Source organism: Bacillus sp. FSL K6-0993 (assembly GCF_037977205.1).
GTDB classification, from domain to species: domain Bacteria; phylum Bacillota; class Bacilli; order Bacillales; family Bacillaceae; genus Bacillus; species Bacillus subtilis.
Map to the genome: position 1 here is coordinate 2,527,728 of NZ_CP150275.1, position 18,893 is coordinate 2,546,620.

The 18,893-nt window shown below is 42.6% G+C and carries 25 protein-coding genes and 2 pseudogenes; 7 read left to right on the top strand and 20 right to left on the bottom strand.

The window, feature by feature from the left end; genetic code table 11:
• Positions 1-35 precede the first annotated feature (35 nt).
• The gene (gene rpsT, locus MHH79_RS13145) at positions 36-302 is read left to right on the top strand and encodes a 30S ribosomal protein S20 (RefSeq protein WP_003229989.1); all 267 of its coding nucleotides are present in this window, start codon (positions 36-38) and stop codon (positions 300-302) included.
• A gap of 14 nt (positions 303-316) precedes the next feature.
• On the opposite strand, the gene holA is transcribed toward rpsT, so the two are convergent.
• On the bottom strand, positions 317-1,360 hold the full coding sequence (gene holA / locus MHH79_RS13150) for a DNA polymerase III subunit delta (RefSeq protein WP_029317888.1): 1,044 nt from the start codon (positions 1,358-1,360) through the stop codon (positions 317-319).
• Between the two features lie 39 nt (positions 1,361-1,399).
• Positions 1,400-1,513 (bottom strand): hypothetical protein, encoded by a 114-nt coding sequence (locus tag MHH79_RS13155; protein ID WP_134975484.1) that lies wholly within the window; start codon positions 1,511-1,513, stop codon positions 1,400-1,402.
• 76 nt (positions 1,514-1,589) lie between these two features.
• Between MHH79_RS13155 and MHH79_RS13160 the strand changes: the two genes are divergently transcribed.
• Complete coding sequence (locus tag MHH79_RS13160; RefSeq protein ID WP_003229983.1) at positions 1,590-1,724, top strand: YqzM family protein; 135 nt, start codon at positions 1,590-1,592, stop codon at positions 1,722-1,724.
• Between the two features lie 39 nt (positions 1,725-1,763).
• On the opposite strand, the gene MHH79_RS13165 is transcribed toward MHH79_RS13160, so the two are convergent.
• The 3 genes from MHH79_RS13165 to comEA all read right to left on the bottom strand — a co-directional run bounded on the left by MHH79_RS13165 (position 1,764) and on the right by comEA (position 5,351).
• Positions 1,764-4,094 (bottom strand): DNA internalization-related competence protein ComEC/Rec2, encoded by a 2,331-nt coding sequence (locus MHH79_RS13165; RefSeq protein ID WP_063335453.1) that lies wholly within the window; start codon positions 4,092-4,094, stop codon positions 1,764-1,766.
• A gap of 3 nt (positions 4,095-4,097) precedes the next feature.
• Positions 4,098-4,667, bottom strand: coding sequence for a ComE operon protein 2 (locus tag MHH79_RS13170; protein ID WP_003229978.1), 570 nt, complete (start codon positions 4,665-4,667; stop codon positions 4,098-4,100).
• Positions 4,668-4,733: 66 nt separating this feature from the next.
• Positions 4,734-5,351 carry a competence protein ComEA gene (gene comEA, locus MHH79_RS13175; RefSeq protein ID WP_340034614.1) on the bottom strand — a complete coding sequence of 206 codons (618 nt, stop codon included), beginning with the start codon at positions 5,349-5,351 and terminating at the stop codon, positions 4,734-4,736.
• 83 nt (positions 5,352-5,434) lie between these two features.
• Here comEA and comER point away from each other — a divergent pair, with 83 nt between their 5' ends.
• The gene (gene comER / locus MHH79_RS13180; protein WP_063335455.1) at positions 5,435-6,256 is read left to right on the top strand and encodes a late competence protein ComER; all 822 of its coding nucleotides are present in this window, start codon (positions 5,435-5,437) and stop codon (positions 6,254-6,256) included.
• Positions 6,257-6,321: 65 nt separating this feature from the next.
• Here comER and MHH79_RS13185 read toward each other — a convergent pair whose 3' ends face one another.
• The 8 genes from MHH79_RS13185 to MHH79_RS13220 are packed head-to-tail and all read right to left on the bottom strand — an operon-like array spanning position 6,322 to position 11,333.
• Positions 6,322-7,065, bottom strand: coding sequence for a class I SAM-dependent methyltransferase (locus tag MHH79_RS13185; RefSeq protein ID WP_015384134.1), 744 nt, complete (start codon positions 7,063-7,065; stop codon positions 6,322-6,324).
• On the bottom strand, positions 7,062-7,418 hold the full coding sequence (gene rsfS, locus MHH79_RS13190; RefSeq protein ID WP_041333759.1) for a ribosome silencing factor: 357 nt from the start codon (positions 7,416-7,418) through the stop codon (positions 7,062-7,064). Before rsfS ends, MHH79_RS13185 begins: the two co-directional genes overlap by 4 nt.
• 17 nt (positions 7,419-7,435) lie before the next feature.
• Positions 7,436-7,996, bottom strand: a complete 561-nt coding sequence (gene yqeK, locus MHH79_RS13195; RefSeq protein WP_015483448.1) for a bis(5'-nucleosyl)-tetraphosphatase (symmetrical) YqeK — start codon at positions 7,994-7,996, stop codon at positions 7,436-7,438.
• Positions 7,986-8,555 carry a nicotinate-nucleotide adenylyltransferase gene (locus MHH79_RS13200; protein ID WP_004398676.1) on the bottom strand — a complete coding sequence of 190 codons (570 nt, stop codon included), beginning with the start codon at positions 8,553-8,555 and terminating at the stop codon, positions 7,986-7,988. The genes yqeK and MHH79_RS13200 overlap by 11 nt, the downstream gene beginning before the upstream one ends.
• 11 nt (positions 8,556-8,566) lie before the next feature.
• Positions 8,567-8,857 (bottom strand): ribosome assembly RNA-binding protein YhbY, encoded by a 291-nt coding sequence (gene yhbY / locus MHH79_RS13205; protein ID WP_003226133.1) that lies wholly within the window; start codon positions 8,855-8,857, stop codon positions 8,567-8,569.
• On the bottom strand, positions 8,851-9,693 hold the full coding sequence (aroE, locus tag MHH79_RS13210; RefSeq protein WP_309530224.1) for a shikimate dehydrogenase: 843 nt from the start codon (positions 9,691-9,693) through the stop codon (positions 8,851-8,853). Before aroE ends, yhbY begins: the two co-directional genes overlap by 7 nt.
• Before the next feature lie 17 nt (positions 9,694-9,710).
• On the bottom strand, positions 9,711-10,811 hold the full coding sequence (gene yqeH, locus MHH79_RS13215; protein WP_003229966.1) for a ribosome biogenesis GTPase YqeH: 1,101 nt from the start codon (positions 10,809-10,811) through the stop codon (positions 9,711-9,713).
• 3 nt (positions 10,812-10,814) lie between these two features.
• On the bottom strand, positions 10,815-11,333 hold the full coding sequence (locus MHH79_RS13220; protein ID WP_003226126.1) for a YqeG family HAD IIIA-type phosphatase: 519 nt from the start codon (positions 11,331-11,333) through the stop codon (positions 10,815-10,817).
• A gap of 361 nt (positions 11,334-11,694) precedes the next feature.
• Here MHH79_RS13220 and MHH79_RS13225 point away from each other — a divergent pair, with 361 nt between their 5' ends.
• Positions 11,695-11,835 (top strand): sporulation histidine kinase inhibitor Sda, encoded by a 141-nt coding sequence (locus MHH79_RS13225; RefSeq protein ID WP_003226124.1) that lies wholly within the window; start codon positions 11,695-11,697, stop codon positions 11,833-11,835.
• A 305-nt stretch (positions 11,836-12,140) separates the two neighbouring features.
• Here the strand turns inward: MHH79_RS13225 and MHH79_RS13230 are convergent, their stop codons facing one another.
• Positions 12,141-12,872, bottom strand: a complete 732-nt coding sequence (locus MHH79_RS13230) for an SGNH/GDSL hydrolase family protein (protein WP_047182903.1) — start codon at positions 12,870-12,872, stop codon at positions 12,141-12,143.
• Positions 12,873-13,123: 251 nt separating this feature from the next.
• Positions 13,124-13,876, bottom strand: coding sequence for an N-acetylmuramoyl-L-alanine amidase CwlH (cwlH, locus tag MHH79_RS13235; RefSeq protein WP_340034618.1), 753 nt, complete (start codon positions 13,874-13,876; stop codon positions 13,124-13,126).
• A 186-nt stretch (positions 13,877-14,062) separates the two neighbouring features.
• Between cwlH and MHH79_RS13240 the strand changes: the two genes are divergently transcribed.
• Positions 14,063-14,689 carry a TVP38/TMEM64 family protein gene (locus tag MHH79_RS13240; protein WP_340034620.1) on the top strand — a complete coding sequence of 209 codons (627 nt, stop codon included), beginning with the start codon at positions 14,063-14,065 and terminating at the stop codon, positions 14,687-14,689.
• 18 nt (positions 14,690-14,707) lie between these two features.
• On the opposite strand, the gene gnd is transcribed toward MHH79_RS13240, so the two are convergent.
• On the bottom strand, positions 14,708-15,601 hold the full coding sequence (gnd, locus tag MHH79_RS13245) for a phosphogluconate dehydrogenase (NAD(+)-dependent, decarboxylating) (RefSeq protein WP_015384138.1): 894 nt from the start codon (positions 15,599-15,601) through the stop codon (positions 14,708-14,710).
• Between the two features lie 251 nt (positions 15,602-15,852).
• Here gnd and MHH79_RS13250 point away from each other — a divergent pair, with 251 nt between their 5' ends.
• Positions 15,853-16,575 carry a hypothetical protein gene (locus tag MHH79_RS13250; protein ID WP_015384139.1) on the top strand — a complete coding sequence of 241 codons (723 nt, stop codon included), beginning with the start codon at positions 15,853-15,855 and terminating at the stop codon, positions 16,573-16,575.
• A gap of 32 nt (positions 16,576-16,607) precedes the next feature.
• Here MHH79_RS13250 and nucB read toward each other — a convergent pair whose 3' ends face one another.
• Complete coding sequence (gene nucB / locus MHH79_RS13255) at positions 16,608-17,018, bottom strand: sporulation-specific Dnase NucB (RefSeq protein WP_009967785.1); 411 nt, start codon at positions 17,016-17,018, stop codon at positions 16,608-16,610.
• 195 nt (positions 17,019-17,213) lie between these two features.
• Here nucB and sigK point away from each other — a divergent pair, with 195 nt between their 5' ends.
• A complete protein-coding gene (gene sigK / locus MHH79_RS13260) occupies positions 17,214-17,942 on the top strand; it encodes an RNA polymerase sporulation sigma factor SigK (protein ID WP_013308023.1) in 729 nt (242 codons plus the stop codon).
• 81 nt (positions 17,943-18,023) lie between these two features.
• Here the strand turns inward: sigK and MHH79_RS13265 are convergent.
• The 3 genes and pseudogenes from MHH79_RS13265 to MHH79_RS13275 form a co-directional block, all read right to left on the bottom strand.
• Positions 18,024-18,215: pseudogene (locus tag MHH79_RS13265) on the bottom strand (recombinase family protein); the annotation flags it as partial.
• Entirely contained in the window at positions 18,173-18,337 is a 165-nt protein-coding gene (locus MHH79_RS13270) for a hypothetical protein (RefSeq protein WP_015483452.1), read from the bottom strand. The pseudogene MHH79_RS13265 and the gene MHH79_RS13270, both read right to left, overlap by 43 nt.
• A gap of 455 nt (positions 18,338-18,792) precedes the next feature.
• Positions 18,793-18,888, bottom strand: a pseudogene (locus MHH79_RS13275) (phosphate-starvation-inducible protein PsiE); the annotation flags it as partial.
• Positions 18,889-18,893 lie beyond the last annotated feature (5 nt).

Consider the following 18,893-nt stretch of genomic DNA (forward strand, 5'->3'; position numbering starts at 1 on the left):
CTGTGCTACAGGTTGTATCTTAGGAGGTGAAACACATGCCAAACATTAAATCAGCGATTAAACGTACAAAAACAAACAACGAACGCCGCGTTCATAACGCGACAATCAAATCTGCTATGCGTACTGCAATCAAACAAGTTGAAGCTTCTGTTGCTAACAACGAAGCTGACAAAGCGAAAACTGCTCTTACTGAAGCAGCTAAACGTATTGATAAAGCAGTGAAAACAGGTCTTGTACACAAAAATACCGCAGCTCGATACAAATCAAGACTAGCGAAAAAAGTGAACGGACTTTCTGCATAATATAAAAACGATCCTCAATAATGGGGATCGTTTTTTTCATTTCTTTTTAACAGCTGTAAAAGGAACAGTTCGAGCAGGAGCTGCTTGTCCTTTTTCCCGGTTTTCATCTCATAGTCCATGACGGCAAGCTGTTCAATAATTGAACGGAGCTCCTCCTCTGAAAAAAGCCTTGCTTGATCCATCGCCAGCTTTACCCGAAATGGGTGAACTTTTAGATTAGAAGCGATTTGTTTTTGTCCGTATCCCTGTTCCGCGAAGTACTTCGTCTGCAGAATCAGCCGGAACTGATTCGAAATAAGCGCCATAATTTTGATCGGTTCTTCATTTTGTTTAAGCAAATCATAAAAAATTTGCAGACTCTCAGTTCGTTTTCGGTTGACGATTTTATTGATCAGCTCAAAAATATTTTGTTCAAGGCTTCTAGCAACAAGCATTTTCACATCATCCAGCGTAATTTCTTCACGATCTCCAATAAACGTGCAGAGCTTTTGAATCTCCTGAAAAATCGATGACAGATGCCCGTTCACAAGCAGAACCAAATGCTCCGCCGCTTCCGTGCCGATTGTTTTCTGCTCTGTTTTTGCAAGGTTGACAGTAAAGTCCGTCGTTTCCTTTGCGTTTAATTCCTTCGCCTCCATCATAAACGCGTGCTTCTTTAACGCTTTCGTCAGCTTTTTCCGCTCATCAAGCTTTTCATACGGAGCAAGCAGGACAAAGACTGTGTAAGGCGCAGGTGATTGTATATATGATTCAAGCGCACTGACGTTGTGCTCAATTTTTTCTTTTTTCTTTTCACCTGTTAAAAAATATGGATTTTTCACAATGACAAGACGCCGCTCCCCCATAAACGGAAACGTTTCAGCATCTGCAATCGCTTGATCCAACGGGTCCTCTTCCAGATCAAAAACGGATAGATTGAAATCCTTTGTCTCCTGATCAACGACCGTCTGTCTGATCCTGCTGACGGTTTCTTGCAGCAGATATGTCTCTTTTCCGTATAAACAATAAACCGGATGGACATCTCCTTTTTTCAGGCTTTTCCACACATCAAATACCATTGTTGTACGACTTCCTCTCTTTCATCATCCCCCTCTATCCTAAATTGAGTTTACAAAATAGTAAAGAGGAAGCCTGACTGCTGCTTCCCCATTTATATTAAACGCCTGTTCGCAAGCCCCCGGGACAGCTTGTAAAAAGGCGATAATCACCAGAACAGAAAACGTTACCTAAGCTTCTAGATTTTTCAAAACGATTCGATTATACTTAAATCAGTCAGGAGGGATAAAGTTGAATGATTTTGAAAAAAACGTTCAAAGCAAACGAAATGATGCTGTAGATTCAGCTGTTGGTTTTGTTGTGTCCTTCGGATTTTTCGCCTTCTTGTTTGTCATGGCAACGGTTATTCACCTAGTTGGTTCATAACAGCGACTGCCCGGGCTGCTGATTTCTCGGCAGTCTTTTTTAGTTCGTCTCTGTTATATCTGATGTATCATATGGAGGATAGACAGAAAAGGTTCCAACTCTGTTTTTGTATCTATATTGGATCGTTCCGTTTTGATCTGTTCGCAGCACGCGGATAGAATGTCTCTGTAATAGTTGCAGAACTTCTTGATGAGGATGATGGTACCGATTGTTTTTCCCAGCTGAGATAATGGCCGTTTCCGGCTGAAGCTGTTGGATGAATTCTTCACCGGTAGAGCCTTTGCTCCCATGGTGCCCCACCTTTAAGACATCTGCTTTAATATTTGGAAACACGTTCATCACCTCCTGTTCCCCTTCTTTCTCCAGATCACCCGTCAAGATCCAGCTCATACCGCCCGTCTCCATCCACAGAACGAGAGAGGAATTATTTTTGCTTGCCGGATCAGGTGCTCCAGGTGACAGTACATGGAACTGCAAATCCTTTATTTGCAATACATCGCCTCGCTTCACCTCTTCAATTGTCACTCCCTCTTCTCTGGCTGTCTGCAGCACTTTCTCATCTTTAGGTTCAGAAACGAACCCTTTCGGAATCACGAGGCGCTTTATTTTATGATGCTTCAGCAGAGTCTCCGCCTCTCCGATATGATCTTGGTCAGCGTGCGTCAGAATTAAAGCGTCAAGCTGTTTGATTCCCTTAGCAGTTAAAAACGGAATCAGCACCTTTTCCCCCAGTGAAAACGGATGCTGTTTTTCGCGCCAAGGCTCTGACGAGTAAGACAAAGTGCCGCCGGTATCAATTAAGACACGACCCCGCTGATGTGGAGCACCTACAAACATGCTGTCACCCTGTCCAATATCTATCATATCCACTTCTCCTTCGGAACTAAGACACGGATATATAAAGAGCAGAAACAGCACCGTGCAGCAAATGCCTACGGTTACCATCAACTGCGACAAGGAGCGTTTTTCAATCGCCATAAGCAATAGGATGATCGTGACCGTGAATAAAAAAAGCAAAACAGGTGCAGGATGTGCGATCATAATCGTGAATACATCAACATCTGCAATGTTTGTGATTAGCCTATTGGTCCAGCTTATCAATAAATCAAACCAGCTGAAAAACAATCTCCCAAACGAAGCGGAAAGACTTAATAGAAGAACACCTGCTACAGCTCCCGGCAAAATACAGAAGGTATAAAATGGTACCATCAACATATTCATCGGTACGCTGATGATAGAAAACTGATGAAAATGATATAGGAGAATCGGAAGCGAGCCCAGCTGAGCGATGAGTGATACAATTGTCAGCTGCCCCAAGGAGGTTTTAACCTGCTGAAAAATAGAAGAGGATAGAATTAAAGAAAAACTGACGGCGAACGATAGCTGAAAACCGGCTTCAAAGAGATGATAAGGATTGAAGAGCAGAAGGACGATGTATGAAAGGCAAATTGCAGTTGCAGAGTGGACACGCCATTTGACAAGGCTTCCAGCTAAGTAAACACCCGACATGAGAGCGGCGCGTAGCACTGAAGGAGCAGCGCCGGTCAACATCACATAGAGCGGCAGAAATAACAGCAACAGAATTGACGCCTTTTCTCTTGTTATACCAAGGCGTATCATGATATAAAACAAACCTGCTGTCAAAATCCCCACGTGGAGCCCTGATATTGCCAAGAGATGGACAACACCAAGCTTTTGATACGCAGTAAGCACTTCATCTTCCACATAAAATCTGTCACCAACTGTAAGTGCCTGTACAATCCCTGCCGAATCAGGAGGCAGAAGGCTGTTTGTGAATGATATGATATGTTTTCTCAAGCTGAGCACCTTGTACTTGAAATTTTCAGGTTCGCTGCAGTTTTGGATAGACGTGACAGAGTAGTTCCAATGAATATGCTGCCGATAAAGATACTCGTTATAATCAAATGCACCCGGCACAGTTGCGTGATTCGGTTCTTCCAATGTACCAGTCAACTCACATGACATTCCTGGTTCTATGTATAACAGCTGTTCTTTTTCACCAGCAGACTGAATGCGATACGCAGCAGCCCATTTTTCCTTATCAGGTGTCTCAACCATCATAGACATACGGTCGCCGTCAATTTTAGGAATATTGTCAATCACTGCCTTGAATTGATAAGTTCCCTGCCGATAGGAAGAGACATTCTGAGAATCTGTGACTGCATACAGTACAAAAAACAATATAAAAGAGAAGAAACAAACAATAATAAGAAAAGCGTGCCTCGTTTTGATTAAAATGATGAGGAGAAAGAGGATGAAAAGAAAAATAGCGGGGAAATAAGCGGCGGCAGTAATTCCAGCCGTTGCCGAAGCTGCCGCCATAGGCAATAACAAACGCGAATTACGCATTCATCACACGTAGCTCGTGAAAAGTGTATTCGCCTGTTCATGTATCTTTTTCAATTCTTCCTCCGCTAAACCGGCATCGGCCAATTTCCCTATAAGACCCGCTACAAATGAAAGCTTTTCTCTGTTTTTCAGATCAACGATCATTTCATCGAGTTCAACCTGTTCAACAGTTACACCCGCCTGTTCAAATAATTCCTGCGCATACGGATGTGTTTTGTAATCCTCAGCATAATAAACCGTTTTGATACCAGCTTGAATAATAGATTTGCAGCATTGAATGCACGGATAATGCGTCACATAAATCTCCGCTCCATCAGTCGGCACCCCAAACTTAGAGCATTGAAGAATCGCATTCATTTCAGCGTGAATGGTTCTTGCGCAATGATCATCTATCATTAAGCATCCTTCATCTGCACAATGTACGCCGCCCGCGATTGACCCGTTGTAGCCTCCTGCTATCATGCGTTTGTCTCTGACTATAGTAGCGCCGACAGATAATCTCGGACATGTGCTGCGCAGCGCCAATAAATGGCTTTGAGCCATAAAGTATTGATTCCATGAAATTCGTTCCACGTTGTTCCCTCCAAATGTTGTGTTGCCTGACCTTTAGTTTACCTATCATAATGCATGACCGTCAAATCACTTTACTGTAATGGAAGACTTTATTTTCTCAAATGACTTTTCACCTATTCCTGAAACCTTAGTAATATCTTCAATTGTTTGGAAACGACCGTTCTCTTCCCGGTATGCAATAATAGCTTTAGCTTTGGATGGCCCCACCCCTGAGATGCCTTGTAACTCCTCTAAGGTTGCTGTATTGATATTCACCAGCGCTCCCTTCCCTCCATCGCTTTGGACAGACACTCCGCCACCTTGCTGCACTGCTGTTTCCTCTCCCTTTTTCGGGATGTACACCACTGTCCCGTCCTGCAGAATCTCCGCCAAATTTACTTGCGCTTCGTCTGCTTGTTCACTGGTCCCGCCCGCTTTCTCAATTGCCTGAGATACTCTGTCCCCTGTTCGCATTTCATAAACGCCAGGATGCTGAACAGCACCTTTGATGTCTATCACAATTGTTTCGTTTGACTTGTCGTTGTTTGCTTCCTGCTTTACCACTGTATTTTCTGTCTCTGTTGGTACAGCTTGCTTCACCGGCTCTTTATTTTTCCCTGTGGCCAGAACGATCATAATCGCTGTGAAAACAGCCGCAGAAGCCGCTAAAATAATTGCTTTCTTATGCTGATTCAACCAATTCATCGTGCATGTTCCCCGCTTTCGTCATATTTTATTTTCATAACACATATGGTTTAGAGGATAATAGCTCAAAGGAGGGGAAACCATTGAAGATAGGCTTTATCGGCACAGGAAATATGGGTACGATCCTTATCGAATCATTTATTGAATCAAAAGCGGCCGATCCCTCAAACATAACAATCACAAACCGCACAATTGAAAAAGCGTTGCACATAAAAAACCGCTACAACAGCATAAACGTTACCGAAAGTCTCGAAAAGCTCGTTTCTGAGAACGAGATGATTTTTATTTGTGTTAAGCCGCTTGATATATATCCTTTACTGGCAAGAGCGTTACCTTATTTAAGAAAAGATCATATTCTCATTTCAATTACAAGCCCCGTTCAAACCGAACAGCTCGAACAATATGTGCCGTGTCAAGTGGCACGAGTAATCCCAAGTATTACGAACAGAGCGCTGGCAGGTGTTTCTCTCGTCACTTTCGGCACAAGCTGCGGCGAATCTGCAAAAACGAAAATCAATGAGCTGATGCAGCATATCTCTCATCCGCTGCAAATTGAAAGTGACATCACGAGGGTTGCATCAGACATCGTAAGCTGCGGTCCCGCTTTTATGAGCTATCTGATTCAGCGGTTTATAGATGCAGCTGTTTCGGAAACATCAGTGTCTAAACAGGACGCGATTTTGATGTGTAAGGAAATGCTTGTCGGAATGGGAAAACTGTTAGAAACCGAATTGTATACCCTGCCTGCATTACAGGAAAAGGTTTGCGTTAAAGGCGGTGTAACAGGAGAAGGCATTAAAGCGCTGGAAAGCGGTGTGCAGGATATGTTTCACCGGGTATTTCAAAATACTCATATGAAGTACGAGGAGGATATTTCCGCAGTGAAAAAGCAGTTTCATGTGTAGACGAGTATGTCATACTTTCGTCTGTACTGCAAAAGCATAAAAAAGCATTTTAAAAAACCATCGTTTTAGGAAACGATGGTTTTTGATTTCTGTGCCTTGAAAAAGAGGCGTTCTGATTGTGCTGATGGCTCGGTATCCGTAAAATCAGCTGTCACGCGATGGAGCTGAAAGCCGCAGTTCTTAAGCATTTCTTCGTACTCTTCCACCGGGAACGTTCTTTGCTCGTGTGTCTCATCAAAACGATCATACGCTTCTCCGTTCCACACAAAAAACGACATATCATGAATGACAGAAAGCTCGTCACTTCCGGCAAAGCTCTGCCAAATATAGCTGATATCTTCGTCCTGGTCAGCAAATGTGCTATCCGGAAAGACTTCCGCAATTTTATAAGATGAATGAACATCAAACAGCAAAATGCCTTCAGGCTTTAATACCCGAAATACACTTTTAAAGGTTTCGATCACATCATTTTTTGTTTTTAAATAATTTAATGAGTCACAGCATATCACAACAGCGTCAAACTGACCGTCAAAGCCGGTAATCTCTCTCATATCCTGCTGAAGAAATAAAATAGGCTGGCTACTCGATACCTTTTGCTGGGCGAAAGAAAGCATCTCTTCGCTGAGATCGATGCCTGTAACCTCGAAGCCTTTTTCGGCAAGCCGGATGGAGATTTCCCCCGTGCCGCATGCCAGATCGAGAATACGGCCTTTTTCCGGGAGAGATGCTTCAATCCATTTTGTCCATTGATCGTAAGGCGCGTGTGACATTAACTCGTCATACACGCTTGCAAAGCCTTGATAAATCATTGATTCATTCCAAGATCAAGATCTGCGAGCGGAGCGTCTCCCCACAGCTTTTCAAGGTTGTAGTAGCTTCTTTCGTCCTTATGGAAGACATGGACAATCACATCGCCTAGATCAACGAGAACCCATCTTGCTTCATCAAAGCCTTCCATCTTTTTGACTTGAATGCCGTTTTCATCAGCCTGATCCTTGATTTCACGGGCAATCGCCTGTACCTGTTTATCTGAATTTCCGTGGCAGATCAGAAAATAATCAGCAACCAGAGAAATACCTTCCATATCCAGTGCTAAAATATCCTCTGCCCGTTTATCGTCGCAAGCCGCAGCTGCGATCTTTAAAATGGACTTATGGTTCATTCACAAATTCCTCCTGTTCAGCTGCCAGACACAAGCCAGTTATACGTTAAAAATGTGTCTGGAAAAACCGGTTGATTTTTTTTCATAAGAAAAACCATTGTATTTTTAATGGACTGAATCAGCGCTTGATTCAAATCTGTCTCAGCAAGCTTACGCACCTCATCGACACCGGGAAATGCCCTGTTTGGCTCAATGTAATCGGCAACGTAAATGACTTTTTCTAAAAGTGACATGCCGGGACGCCCTGAGGTATGATACCTAATGGCGTCAAGAATGTCTTCATCTTGAACCCCTGCCTCTCTTTGGACCAAATAAGCGCCGACCGGAGCGTGCCAGAGCTCCGGATTATGATCCAATAAATGCGCAGGCATTTTTTCGCGCGCAATAATTTGTTTCATTTCTTCTTTAGGGCGGAATTTGGCGTAATCATGAAAGATTGCCGCTGTTTCCGCTTTTTTAGAATCGGCTCCAAAACGCTCCGCAAGTTCGATCGCCGTGTTCATCACGCCAACCGTATGGATATATCGGTGTTCGGTCAATTGCTGCTTCACGCATGCAAGTGCCTCCTCACGATTCATATAAACCATTCTCCTCTACATACTTCTTCACTTTATCAGGGATTAAGTAGTCAGTGGGCTTCTTGCTTTTAAACCGTTCCCTTATCATAGTTGATGATACCTCAAATTCCGGAACGTCTGCAAAGAGAAGCGGATAAGGGGTTTCAACATGAAAACCGGGGCGCTTTACTCCAATAAATTGAATGAGGTTCAGCAGCTCGTCCAACTTATACCATTTCGGCAAATATTCAATCATATCAGCACCGATAATAAAGAACAGCTGATCATTTGGATAACGCTGCTTCAGTAAAGAAACGGTATCAAAGGTATATGATGGCCCTTCTCTTTCCATTTCAACAAGCTCCAGCTTAAAGGACGGATTAGATTGAATTGCAAGCTTTAGCATTTCCACGCGATGAAAGCTGTCGGTATAGTCTTCGTTCTGTTTATGCGGCGGAATTTGATTAGGCATAAACCAAATTTCATCAAGCCCCGCCTGGTACAGCACCTCATTCGCCATTAAGAGGTGACCATTATGTGGAGGGTCAAACGTGCCTCCGAAAATTCCGATTTTCTTCATTTCAACCACCTTTAAGGAAGCTCGATTTGTTTATTTTCCTTTGATTCCTTATATAACACAATCGTATTGCCGATTGTCTGCACCAATTGAGAGCGGCTTCCTTTTACAAGAGCTTCCGCTACATCGTTTTTATCCTCTTCGCAATTCTGAAGCACGCTGACTTTAATCAGCTCTCTCGCTTCAAGCGCCTCAGCAATTTGTTTAATCATGTTGTCGTTTACTCCGCCTTTACCTACTTGAAAAATCGGCGTTAAATGATGCGCTTTTGAACGCAAAAAACGTTTTTGTTTACCTGTTAACATTCTGTTCCTCCTAATTTTCCTATTACAATGGATCTCATTTTTTCAATATCAGGCTCTTGTCCAGTCCACAATTGGAAAGATAATGCTGCCTGTTCAACAAACATGCCCACACCGTCAAGTGTTTTCAAGCCTTTTTGGCTTGCTTCTTTTAAAAGGACCGTCTGTATTGGATTATACACGATATCACATACGACGGCACTGCTCGCGGCACGCTGTAATGAAAGCGGCACATCGTCCACGTTCGGATACATGCCCACAGACGTTGTATGGATGATAACATCATACTGCTCAAGACGTTCTTCTGCTTCTTTTATGCTTAATACTTCTTTATTGTGAAACGAGGGAGTAGCTTCTGTAAGCCGCTTTGCTTTTTCTAACGTCCGGTTGCAAATGTCAAATTTTTTCGGGGTATTTCGGACAATTGTTGTAAAAATGGCTCTCGCCGCTCCGCCAGCGCCGATCATTAAGAATGACAGTTCAGAGATGGGCTTGTCTAATACCTTCATTAATGACTTCACGAAGCCTTCCCCATCGGTATTGTATCCGACAAGCTTATCTCCCTCTCTTCTGACCGTGTTTACGGCACCGAGCACTTTTGCACTCTCATCAATATGATCCAGATAATCCATAATGGAAACCTTGTGCGGAACAGTCACATTGATTCCTTGTACGCCTAGAGCTCTTATTCCTTTTACCGCATTCTCCAGATCATTCTCTTCTACCTTGAAGGCATGATAATGTCCGTCAAGCCCGAGGTCTTTCAATGATGCGTTATGAATATCAGGTGACATAGAATGGCCAATCGGATTTCCGATAACCCCGTACAGCTTTTTCATACTCCTCTCCCCTTTTCTTAAATTAATGAACGCCGAACAAATACATGAACGCCTTTTGGCGCGTATGCAGTTACCTTTTTATCGGCGTCATGGACAGTAACCCAGCCTAACCCAGAGAAAACAATATCTGTCTTTTTGTCTTTTATCGTAAACGTATGGGCGACCAATTCCGGAAACTCATCCATTTCATCTTTACCCGGAGGTGTGAGCAATTCCCCTGCATGCTTTTCATAAAGCGCGTCTGCATTTTCAAGTTTTGTTCTATGAATCATCAGCTCATTCGGCATATAGCAAATAAAAGGAGATCTTTCCCCAGACACATAATCAAACCTTGCAAGTCCGCCAAAATACAGTGTTTGCTGATCATTAAGCTGGAATGTGCGAGGCTTCAGCTCCTTTTTAGGAGATAATATTTTCAGATCCTTTTTATTGACATAATGCGCCATTTGATGGTTGTTGATAATTCCCGGTGTATCATAAAGCGATGAACCGTCATCCAGCGGGATTTCAATCGCATCAAGGGTTGTGCCAGGAAATTGGGATGTTGTAATAATATCTTCTTCACCTGACACTTCTTTAATAATCCGGTTAATAAAGGTTGACTTTCCTACATTTGTACATCCGACAACATAGACGTCTTTTCCGTTGCGGTAATGCTCAATCGCGTCAATTACTTCTCTGATTCCCTGGCCGCGTCCCGCACTGACCAAAAATACGTCAACCGGTTTTAAGCCAAGCTCTTTCGCTTCACGCTTCATCCATTGGATCAGACGCTCTCTTTTCAGTGACTTAGGCAAAATATCCGCTTTATTGCCAACTAATAAAATAGGGTTTCCCCCCACCAAGCGCTGCAGCCCATTAATCCAGCTGCCGTTAAAATCAAAAATATCAACAATTTTTACGACAAGAGAGTCCGTTTCTCCAATACCGTGAAGAATGTTTAAAAAATCATCATCAGTTAAGGAGACATCTTGTATTTCATTATAGTTTTTCAGTCTGAAGCAACGCTGGCAAATCACATTTTCTTTCGTAAGCGATGCAGGCGGCGCGTACCCCAAACCTGTTTTGTCCTCGGTTTGGATCGTAACTCCGCACCCGATACAAACAACCTTTTCCATTTCTTACTCCTCCCACTGAATGTGCCCTTTTCGTTTGAGAGCACTCAGTATTCTGCGTTCGACCTGGCGGTTAAAGCGCGTAATGAATCCGTCAGAGGAAGCGACTGGCACGACCAAAATCGTATGGTAGCCGTTTCGGTTTCCCCCGAGTACATCGGTCAGCAGCTGGTCTCCGATGACAACGCAGTCCTCTTTTTTTAGCTCCATATTGCGCACCGCTCTATTAAAGGCTTTACCCATCGGTTTTCTTGCTTTATAGATGAATGGGATTCCAAGCGGTTCTGAGAAAAGTTTCACTCTTCTTTCATTATTATTAGAGACAATTGTCACTTTAATGCCGTGTTCCTTCATTTCTTCAAACCACTCGATCAATCGCGGCGTCGCGTTCGGTCTGTCCCATTCAACAAGCGTATTATCCAGGTCAGTAATAATTCCTTTTACATTTCGTTCCTTTAATTTCTCAGGTGTAATATGAAAAATATTTTTTACAAACTCGTCAGGTAAAAAAAACTTTTTTAACAAAACCCGCACCCTTCCCTTTTTCTTTCTCTCAAAATGATTGTCGAAAAAAATCGAACTTGCGCCTAAAGAAAAACTGAGCAAAAAAATTTCGACAAAAATTGGGTTTCTTCACCAGGTGTGGATAAATTTACACACACTATCCACTCTTATTACATCACTCTTTAGACAAATTATAAACACGATACTCACAAGTTATCCACTTTTTGGTGTGGATAACAGAACGATTGTTCTTATATGCATTTCATGGTAGATTAAAGATAACTTCAACCTCAGATGAACGCAACTTATCATTGTATGCGTTAAAATCATGAATGATTCCAACTTTTAAGGAGGTGCCTCTCCCATTAATTGGGTTCCTAGCATGAGAAAACTGTCTGATGAATTACTAATAGAATCTTATTTCAAAGCCACCGAAATGAATTTAAACCGTGACTTTATCGAGTTAATTGAAAACGAAATAAAAAGAAGATCGCTCGGACATATTATTTCCGTATCTTCTTAATAGGAATTTGTCTATTTTTTCCGGGCGTATTTCCTTTTTTTACTCAGATGACTGATATTATATCACTTTGGCTGCGCGCTTTACTACTATTTTCAGCAAAAAACACCCCTAAAAAGAGGTGTTTTAAAGGGCCGGTTATTATGCTAACCAGTATATGCCGCCCACAACCAGGAGAACAACAACTAAAACAACAATAAAAGCGTATCCATATGCTCTGCCTGCGCCATACATGTGAAGCGCCTCCTTAATAAGGTTTTATAACAGCCTATGTAGGAGAAATAAATCGGACTAGGCGGTTGTCCGGCTCAACGCTGCAGAATCTGCCCATCTTGTATTCCTTCATATACAATCCTTGCCCCTTTAGGTGTCATATGATTTCCAGAAGGATCTATAAGACCAGATTGGATAAGCGCTTCATCAGTTGCTTTTCCGCCGTCTGCTTCTATAAAATGCTTCCAGTTATCTACAAGAGGGACATCCAGGCGCTTCGACACATCTCTTGTAATATCGTTATATGAGTTGTGCCATTTCCTTGCTCCGCCTTTTGGTTCAAAAGCAGCTGCTTGATATCTGGAATAGTAAAACAGATGATGCTTCCCATTACCTTCTATAATTGGGATACACGTCATTAAGATTGGCTTGATCCCGTGTTTTCTGCTTTCTTCAATAAAATAAATTAGATTTTCTCTAAAACGCTGCTTCGACACTCTCGGTTTCCCCTCAGTCAGTATGGCAGCGTCATTGGTGCCGAACATAATAAACAAATACTTCGGTTTTTGATCCAGCACATCTGTCTGAAATCGGAGACGGGCATCCTCTGTCGTCTGTCCGCCGATTCCCGCATTGAGTATATCAAGGTTACCGCGCTCAGCTGTTTTTAATATATTGACCCACTGCTGTGCTTTTGGATAATCGCGATAATCCCAGTTAGAACCACGCGTATTGCTGTCACCAAATGCTACAACGTCTTCGTATCCCCTTCCCTCGCATCCTGCTGTAACGAACAGCAGAAGGAAAAGGATGATAAAATGTTTCATCTTTACACCCCCAAAAGCCTCACCTTAATGTTATACCTCTGTTTCTCTTCGTTCAATGAAGAGTTTTTCGCTATCACTGTTTTTTCCTATAGTTAACGTGTCCCTCTCAGTGAATATCATTCTGCTTTCATTGCGGCGCAGCTGATGATTTTTTAAAATTCCCTTCTTTCCAATCTGAAAAACACACAAACCAAAGAAAAGAAAATAACCTGAATCCGCACCGGAAACAGGTTATCCTTTAAATCCTGCATTTACTTTAACTTCGATTTAAGCCTGGCCTTTGTTTTTGACCCATAAATCCCGTCTGCATTTAATCCGTTCATGAGCTGAAAACGCTTGACGGCATTCGCTGTTTTCGGTCCGTAAACTCCATCTATGCCATTGTTTTTGGCTCCCTTATCAGGGTAAAAGTGAAGTGCAGCTAAAGCCTTTTGCAGCTGGAGAATGTTTGTGCCCTTTCGATAAGGCGAAGTGAGCTTTATAACCCCAGACGGCAGGGGATATGATGGTGAAGATTCTTTTGGAGGTGTATCCGAGGAAGAAATTCCGTTTATAAAAGAGTTCCAGTGGTTCAAGAGTTTCCGCGGACATTCTTTCCCAGACCATTTTTTGTGGGGAACAACACGATTTAACGGAATATTGTTTTCCTTCATCAGCTTTCTGATCAGCCACTGGGCATTTGATGTTGCTTTTTCAAAATCGCCATCAGCATTTTCGCAGATTTCAATCCCGATCGATTTGCGATTTCCTGTCCCGTTTGTACCGTCTCCCGCATGCCAGCCGTTTTCATCTATCGGGAGATGCTGATAAATGACTGAATCGTCAACTGTAAAATGCCAGCTTTCGGATGTGCTCGGGTTTTTCACAAAATTGGCGTGCATTTTCGCATCAGCGCCTTTTGCTGTATTCGCTGTATTATGCACCGTAATATAAGCAGGCGTCATCGAATAGCCAGGACGATTATCATTTGATAGCGGTATAAAATCCTTTTTTATGGTTACCATTTCTATCCCTCCCTATTATTAAGAATGCAGAAAACAGAGAGATGGACAGCCTTTTTTATGAGGTAAAAAAGAATTGTGTTCTTAACCTGGTTTTCAGTTGAACCGCTGAAATGGCAACAGTTATACTAATTTAGATGACGGAGGTTTTGGCTCCTGACATCACCTAAGTTGGGAGTGACCATAGACATGTTAAAAAAAGGAATAGGTATACTTGTGATTATTGCTATCATTGCAGTCGGTTTTTTTCAGAAAGAAGCTTGGCTTGATGCAATCAAAGCAGGAGGGATGTTTTCCGTTTTATTTAGTATGCTGCTGATTGCTGCCGATGTTTTTTTCCCAATAGTGCCGTTTGCTTTGGTTGCTGCTTTAAACGGCGCAGTGTTCGGGACTGCAAATGGAATTTGGATTACACTGACCGGCTCAATGCTTGGTACAATATTGCTGTTTTTTCTCGCCAGGTACAGTTTTAGAGATTGGGCCAGAAAAAAAGTTCAGGCCTATCCTGCCATACAAAGCTACGAGGCTTCCTTCAACAAAAACGCTTTTACCGCTGTTTTATTAGGAAGGCTGATACCTGTCATACCTTCACTTGTAATGAACGTGATCTGCGGGCTGAGCCAGGTTCGCTGGCATGTTTTTTTCTTTGCGTCTTTAATAGGGAAAATCCCCAATATTGTTGTTGTCACTATTGCAGGTGCCAATTTCACCAGCAATAAATTATTTTCTATCAGCATTTACGGTGCATATATTCTGATCATCATGGTGGTCATTTATAAAAAGTTCCCTCATCTTCTGAAGGTGCCAAAAAAGTAAGGAGGCTTGTTGGCCCCTTTACTTTTTTTCTGTCGCATGGCCTCCAAATTCATTTCGAAGCGCAGCGACCACCTTTCCTGTAAACGTATCGTCTGTTAAAGAACGGTATCTCATCATCAGTGACATGGCGATGACCGGAGTTGCCGTCTGCAGATCAAGCGCGGTTTCCACCGTCCATTTTCCTTCACCTGAGGAATGCATAATGCCCTTGATCTGATCCAGTTTCGCATCCTTAGAGAAAGCTCGCTCAGTCAGTCCCATAAGCCAAGAACGAATGACAGAACCATGATTCCACACTCTGGCAACCTTCTCATAGTCAAAATCAAATTGGCTGTTTTCAAGCACTTCAAATCCTTCACCAATCGCGGCCATCATTCCATACTCAATTCCATTATGGATCATTTTTAAAAAATGTCCGCTTCCCGCTTCACCAGCGTATAGATAACCATTTTCGACGGCGGTATCACGAAAAAGCGGTTCCACAATCTCCCATGCTTCATGATCGCCCCCCACCATAAAACAGGCTCCATGCCGTGCGCCTTCCATTCCGCCCGACGTTCCGGCATCGAGATAATGGATACCCGCTTCTTTCATTTGATTGTAGCGGCGAATTGATTCTTTATAATGAGAGTTTCCAGCTTCGATAATCATATCGCCTTTACTTAATAAAGGTGATACATCACGCAAAACAGCATCGACAATACCATGCGGTATCATAACCCATAGGATACGCGGCGGGTCTAATAAAGAAATTAACTCTTTAAGATTCGTTGTCCCCTCAGCCCCGTATGCTTTCAGTTCATCAACAGCCGCTTGATTTACATCATATCCAACCGCTTGATGATTGCGGTCAATGAATTGCTTTCCTATGTTTATGCCCATTTTCCCTAAGCCGATTAATCCGATTTTCATATCTGTTCCTCCTGATTGTCTAAAAAGCCTTCACTCTTTATGTTCCCTTTGGATTGTATTGTGATACGCTGAAAACAAATGGGGCTTACATCGTCTACGCATGTAAATTTTATTTTTCATGACCGACTGCGCCTGCCAGTTCTATTACTGAATCTCTTTATATCCATAATTATCACTTTATCCTTGATTTACCATCAGTTTAAGTTAAAATATGGGAAGGAATTCGATTTTTTCAGTAAAAAGAAGGTGACATGTTGCAGAATCAATCTCATACTCTTATTGGAGTTACGAAAACCGCTGTATCCTTTTTATACGCTGCACTTGCAATCATCGGTTTTGCAATCGGGTATTTTATCCCGCAGATTGCGAAATGGGCATTATCCCTCCCCTGGATCCCTCTTGAAGGACCGCTTCGGCTCATCACCTCTTTTCAGGGATCTACAGCTGCATTTATCACTGCTCTTCTCGGTATGTGTGCGGGGATTTGGTTCGCTCATTCTGTTATTGCAATGCTGCTGTCTGTCAAAATTACAGATCACACAGTGGAATTCATCAAAGGAAAAAAAGTGCAAACAATTCATTCCGATGACATCGCTTTTGTATTTATGGATCACAAACGGCTTGTCCTCCTGGGAACAGCCGGATATGAATTGGTACGGGAAGAAATTGATGAAAAACCAGTAAACGTTGAGAAGGCCTTTAGACAGCATCATTACGAATGGGCAACAGATGGTGATCCGTTTAAAGATCGATTTCGCCGATGGATTCCTGATGCACCAGACCTATCACAAGGCGCCCATGCCTTATTAAAAGCTCGTCACAAAGCGCTGCAGGACGAAGAAAAAGACGATATTGAAGAATTCCGTCTCGAACTGGCACAGCTGGGCATCGTTGTACGGGACGAAGGCACACGCCAATATTGGCGAAAAGCAGAACCCTATCCCCCGAAAATTCAGCACGGCGAAGGATTGTAACAACAGAGGCTCAAGAAAGAGCCTCTTCTTTACTACTGCACAATAAACAGCACTCTGGTGCCGTCAGGATAGCTGCTCATTTGATTCCCTACCCACGAGCCGGCGCCGCGATTATCAGAAGGCGTCACATATCGGACATCAGCCCCTGCGCCGCCTTCCTCACAGACCGCCATCGGCCACTCATCCCGGTCATAGCCCGGCTTGGTCGGGATTCCCTTTAAAGATTCCTCCCGCCTTTTGTCTGCTCCATCTCTGTCAATGGTACAAATATCTGGATGTCCCTCTGCAATCGCATCTCTAATATGACTGCCGGTTTCCGGATAACGAGACAGCGGAAAATATAACACTTTGTCATACGAAGATGCGCCTTGGATCTGTTGCGGAACCATTAAACAAAGAAGAACTGCTGCAGCAAGAAACAGGCCTGCCATCCATTTTTTCATTCCCATCCCCCCATACCTTTGTTCATTTCAGTGTATGGGCGCTTAATAAAGATTATTTTTAACATTTGAAGTTCGTATGCTGCTTACAAAAGCCGGACTCCCCCGCGAGAAATTTCCCGGTACAGACACAGACAGCCTCCCGGTCACATACATTTACATATAGGCTTTTGCCTACATACTTTTGTGGAGGTGACGATGGTGACAGGTGTTTTCGCAGCGCTCGGCTTTGTTGTTAAAGAGCTTGTCTTTTTAGTATCTTACGTGAAAAACAATGCCTTTCCACAACCGCTCTCAAGCAGCGAGGAAAAAAAATACTTAGAGCTCATGGCTAAAGGGGATGAACATGCCAGAAACATGCTGATTGAGCATAATCTTCGCTTGGTCGCCCATATTGTGAAAAAATTTGAAAATACAGGTGAGGATGCAGAGGACTTAATCTCCATCGGAACGATCGGGCTGATAAAAGGAATTGAAAGCTATTCCGCTGGTAAAGGGACAAAGCTGGCGACGTATGCTGCGAGGTGTATTGAAAATGAAATCCTCATGCATTTGCGCGCATTGAAAAAAACAAAAAAAGACGTCTCCCTTCACGATCCGATCGGGCAGGATAAGGAAGGGAATGAAATAAGCCTGATTGACGTTTTGAAATCAGAAAACGAAGACGTGATAGATACGATCCAGCTCAATATGGAGCTTGAAAAAGTGAAACAATACATTGACATTTTAGATGACCGTGAGAAGGAAGTGATTGTCGGGCGGTTTGGACTTGATTTGAAGAAGGAAAAAACGCAGCGAGAGATTGCCAAAGAACTCGGTATCTCACGCAGCTATGTATCGCGGATTGAAAAGCGGGCGCTGATGAAGATGTTTCATGAGTTTTATCGGGCAGAGAAGGAAAAGCGGAAGAAGGCGAAGGGGAAATAATGCAGAAGAGGCCGGATCTCATATTCCGGCTTTCTCTATTTGAAAGAGTTATGAAAATCATTTTTTTCATCGCTGATAAGCTCTCCGAGAAAGACGGTCTGATCGTAACAAATGACTTATAAGTCCTTTGCCTGCATCCTCCCTCAAGCGATTCAAAGCCGGACGTTCTAAAAGCTCCCCAGAAAATCCTTCATCGGCATACTTCAGCACATCCTTAGTCCCTGCTTTCTTTATACAGGCCTCGAACTGGCTGTCGATGCTCGATCCCTTGATCGCTTGTTCCTCGGTATATTGCTATCACCCTGGATCTCCTTCCTATAAAGTTTTATTAAATAATGATAGCAATCGTTCATGCATTTGTCAGCTTGCGGTCTCTCGATAATTATTACCTTCATAAAATGCATCACCCCTTGGGTAATGCTGCGTAATAACTGTTTGTCCTAATGAGGTGATTTTCAATGAGTATGAAAACAAATAAAAAAACCGATGGTTTGAACCATCGATCTGTTTTCTATATCACTGGGCCCTCAATATAGTAAATCTAGCTCATTGGTTATGAAAGCTTATTTTCATTACACACTCTATATTTATTTGTTATCATTTCTATACGTTTATATCAATTGTGGTAAAAAATGGTGACAAAAACCAATAAACGTCCATCCTAACTTTATCATCTTATTTATTAAGATTTTAACCTCTTCCTTGTAAAATAAAGAAGCGATTTTCATCTCCAGACAGTTAATGCTATTTCATCGGGACATGTCTGTTAAAGCAGCCAATAAATACATTCAGATATCCACTTACAACCACGATTCAATTTGATCCACTACAGATTTCTGAGCTGACATTAAAGTGCGCTTAAGGCTAACGCCAGGAAGAACAGACAGACATTGAGAAGCGCTTGTAACAGGTAGGGCACCTTTTTGAATTTGTTAGAAAATCTCATCTTGT

Excerpts from the sequence above, each read along its gene's own strand:
- rpsT (WP_003229989.1), top strand. The coding sequence starts at position 36 with ATGCCAAACATTAAATCAGCGATTAAACGTACAAAAACAAACAACGAA.
- holA (WP_029317888.1), bottom strand. The coding sequence starts at position 1,360 with ATGGTATTTGATGTGTGGAAAAGCCTGAAAAAAGGAGATGTCCATCCG.
- MHH79_RS13165 (WP_063335453.1), bottom strand. The coding sequence starts at position 4,094 with ATGCGTAATTCGCGTTTGTTATTGCCTATGGCGGCAGCTTCGGCAACG.
- comEA (WP_340034614.1), bottom strand. The coding sequence starts at position 5,351 with ATGAATTGGTTGAATCAGCATAAGAAAGCAATTATTTTAGCGGCTTCT.
- MHH79_RS13185 (WP_015384134.1), bottom strand. The coding sequence starts at position 7,065 with ATGATTTATCAAGGCTTTGCAAGCGTGTATGACGAGTTAATGTCACAC.
- rsfS (WP_041333759.1), bottom strand. The coding sequence starts at position 7,418 with ATGAACCATAAGTCCATTTTAAAGATCGCAGCTGCGGCTTGCGACGAT.
- yqeK (WP_015483448.1), bottom strand. The coding sequence starts at position 7,996 with ATGAATCGTGAGGAGGCACTTGCATGCGTGAAGCAGCAATTGACCGAA.
- MHH79_RS13200 (WP_004398676.1), bottom strand. The coding sequence starts at position 8,555 with ATGAAGAAAATCGGAATTTTCGGAGGCACGTTTGACCCTCCACATAAT.
- yhbY (WP_003226133.1), bottom strand. The coding sequence starts at position 8,857 with ATGTTAACAGGTAAACAAAAACGTTTTTTGCGTTCAAAAGCGCATCAT.
- aroE (WP_309530224.1), bottom strand. The coding sequence starts at position 9,693 with ATGAAAAAGCTGTACGGGGTTATCGGAAATCCGATTGGCCATTCTATG.
- yqeH (WP_003229966.1), bottom strand. The coding sequence starts at position 10,811 with ATGGAAAAGGTTGTTTGTATCGGGTGCGGAGTTACGATCCAAACCGAG.
- MHH79_RS13225 (WP_003226124.1), top strand. The coding sequence starts at position 11,695 with ATGAGAAAACTGTCTGATGAATTACTAATAGAATCTTATTTCAAAGCC.
- MHH79_RS13230 (WP_047182903.1), bottom strand. The coding sequence starts at position 12,872 with ATGAAACATTTTATCATCCTTTTCCTTCTGCTGTTCGTTACAGCAGGA.
- cwlH (WP_340034618.1), bottom strand. The coding sequence starts at position 13,876 with ATGGTAACCATAAAAAAGGATTTTATACCGCTATCAAATGATAATCGT.
- MHH79_RS13240 (WP_340034620.1), top strand. The coding sequence starts at position 14,063 with ATGTTAAAAAAAGGAATAGGTATACTTGTGATTATTGCTATCATTGCA.
- gnd (WP_015384138.1), bottom strand. The coding sequence starts at position 15,601 with ATGAAAATCGGATTAATCGGCTTAGGGAAAATGGGCATAAACATAGGA.
- MHH79_RS13250 (WP_015384139.1), top strand. The coding sequence starts at position 15,853 with ATGTTGCAGAATCAATCTCATACTCTTATTGGAGTTACGAAAACCGCT.
- nucB (WP_009967785.1), bottom strand. The coding sequence starts at position 17,018 with ATGAAAAAATGGATGGCAGGCCTGTTTCTTGCTGCAGCAGTTCTTCTT.
- sigK (WP_013308023.1), top strand. The coding sequence starts at position 17,214 with ATGGTGACAGGTGTTTTCGCAGCGCTCGGCTTTGTTGTTAAAGAGCTT.
- MHH79_RS13270 (WP_015483452.1), bottom strand. The coding sequence starts at position 18,337 with ATGAAGGTAATAATTATCGAGAGACCGCAAGCTGACAAATGCATGAAC.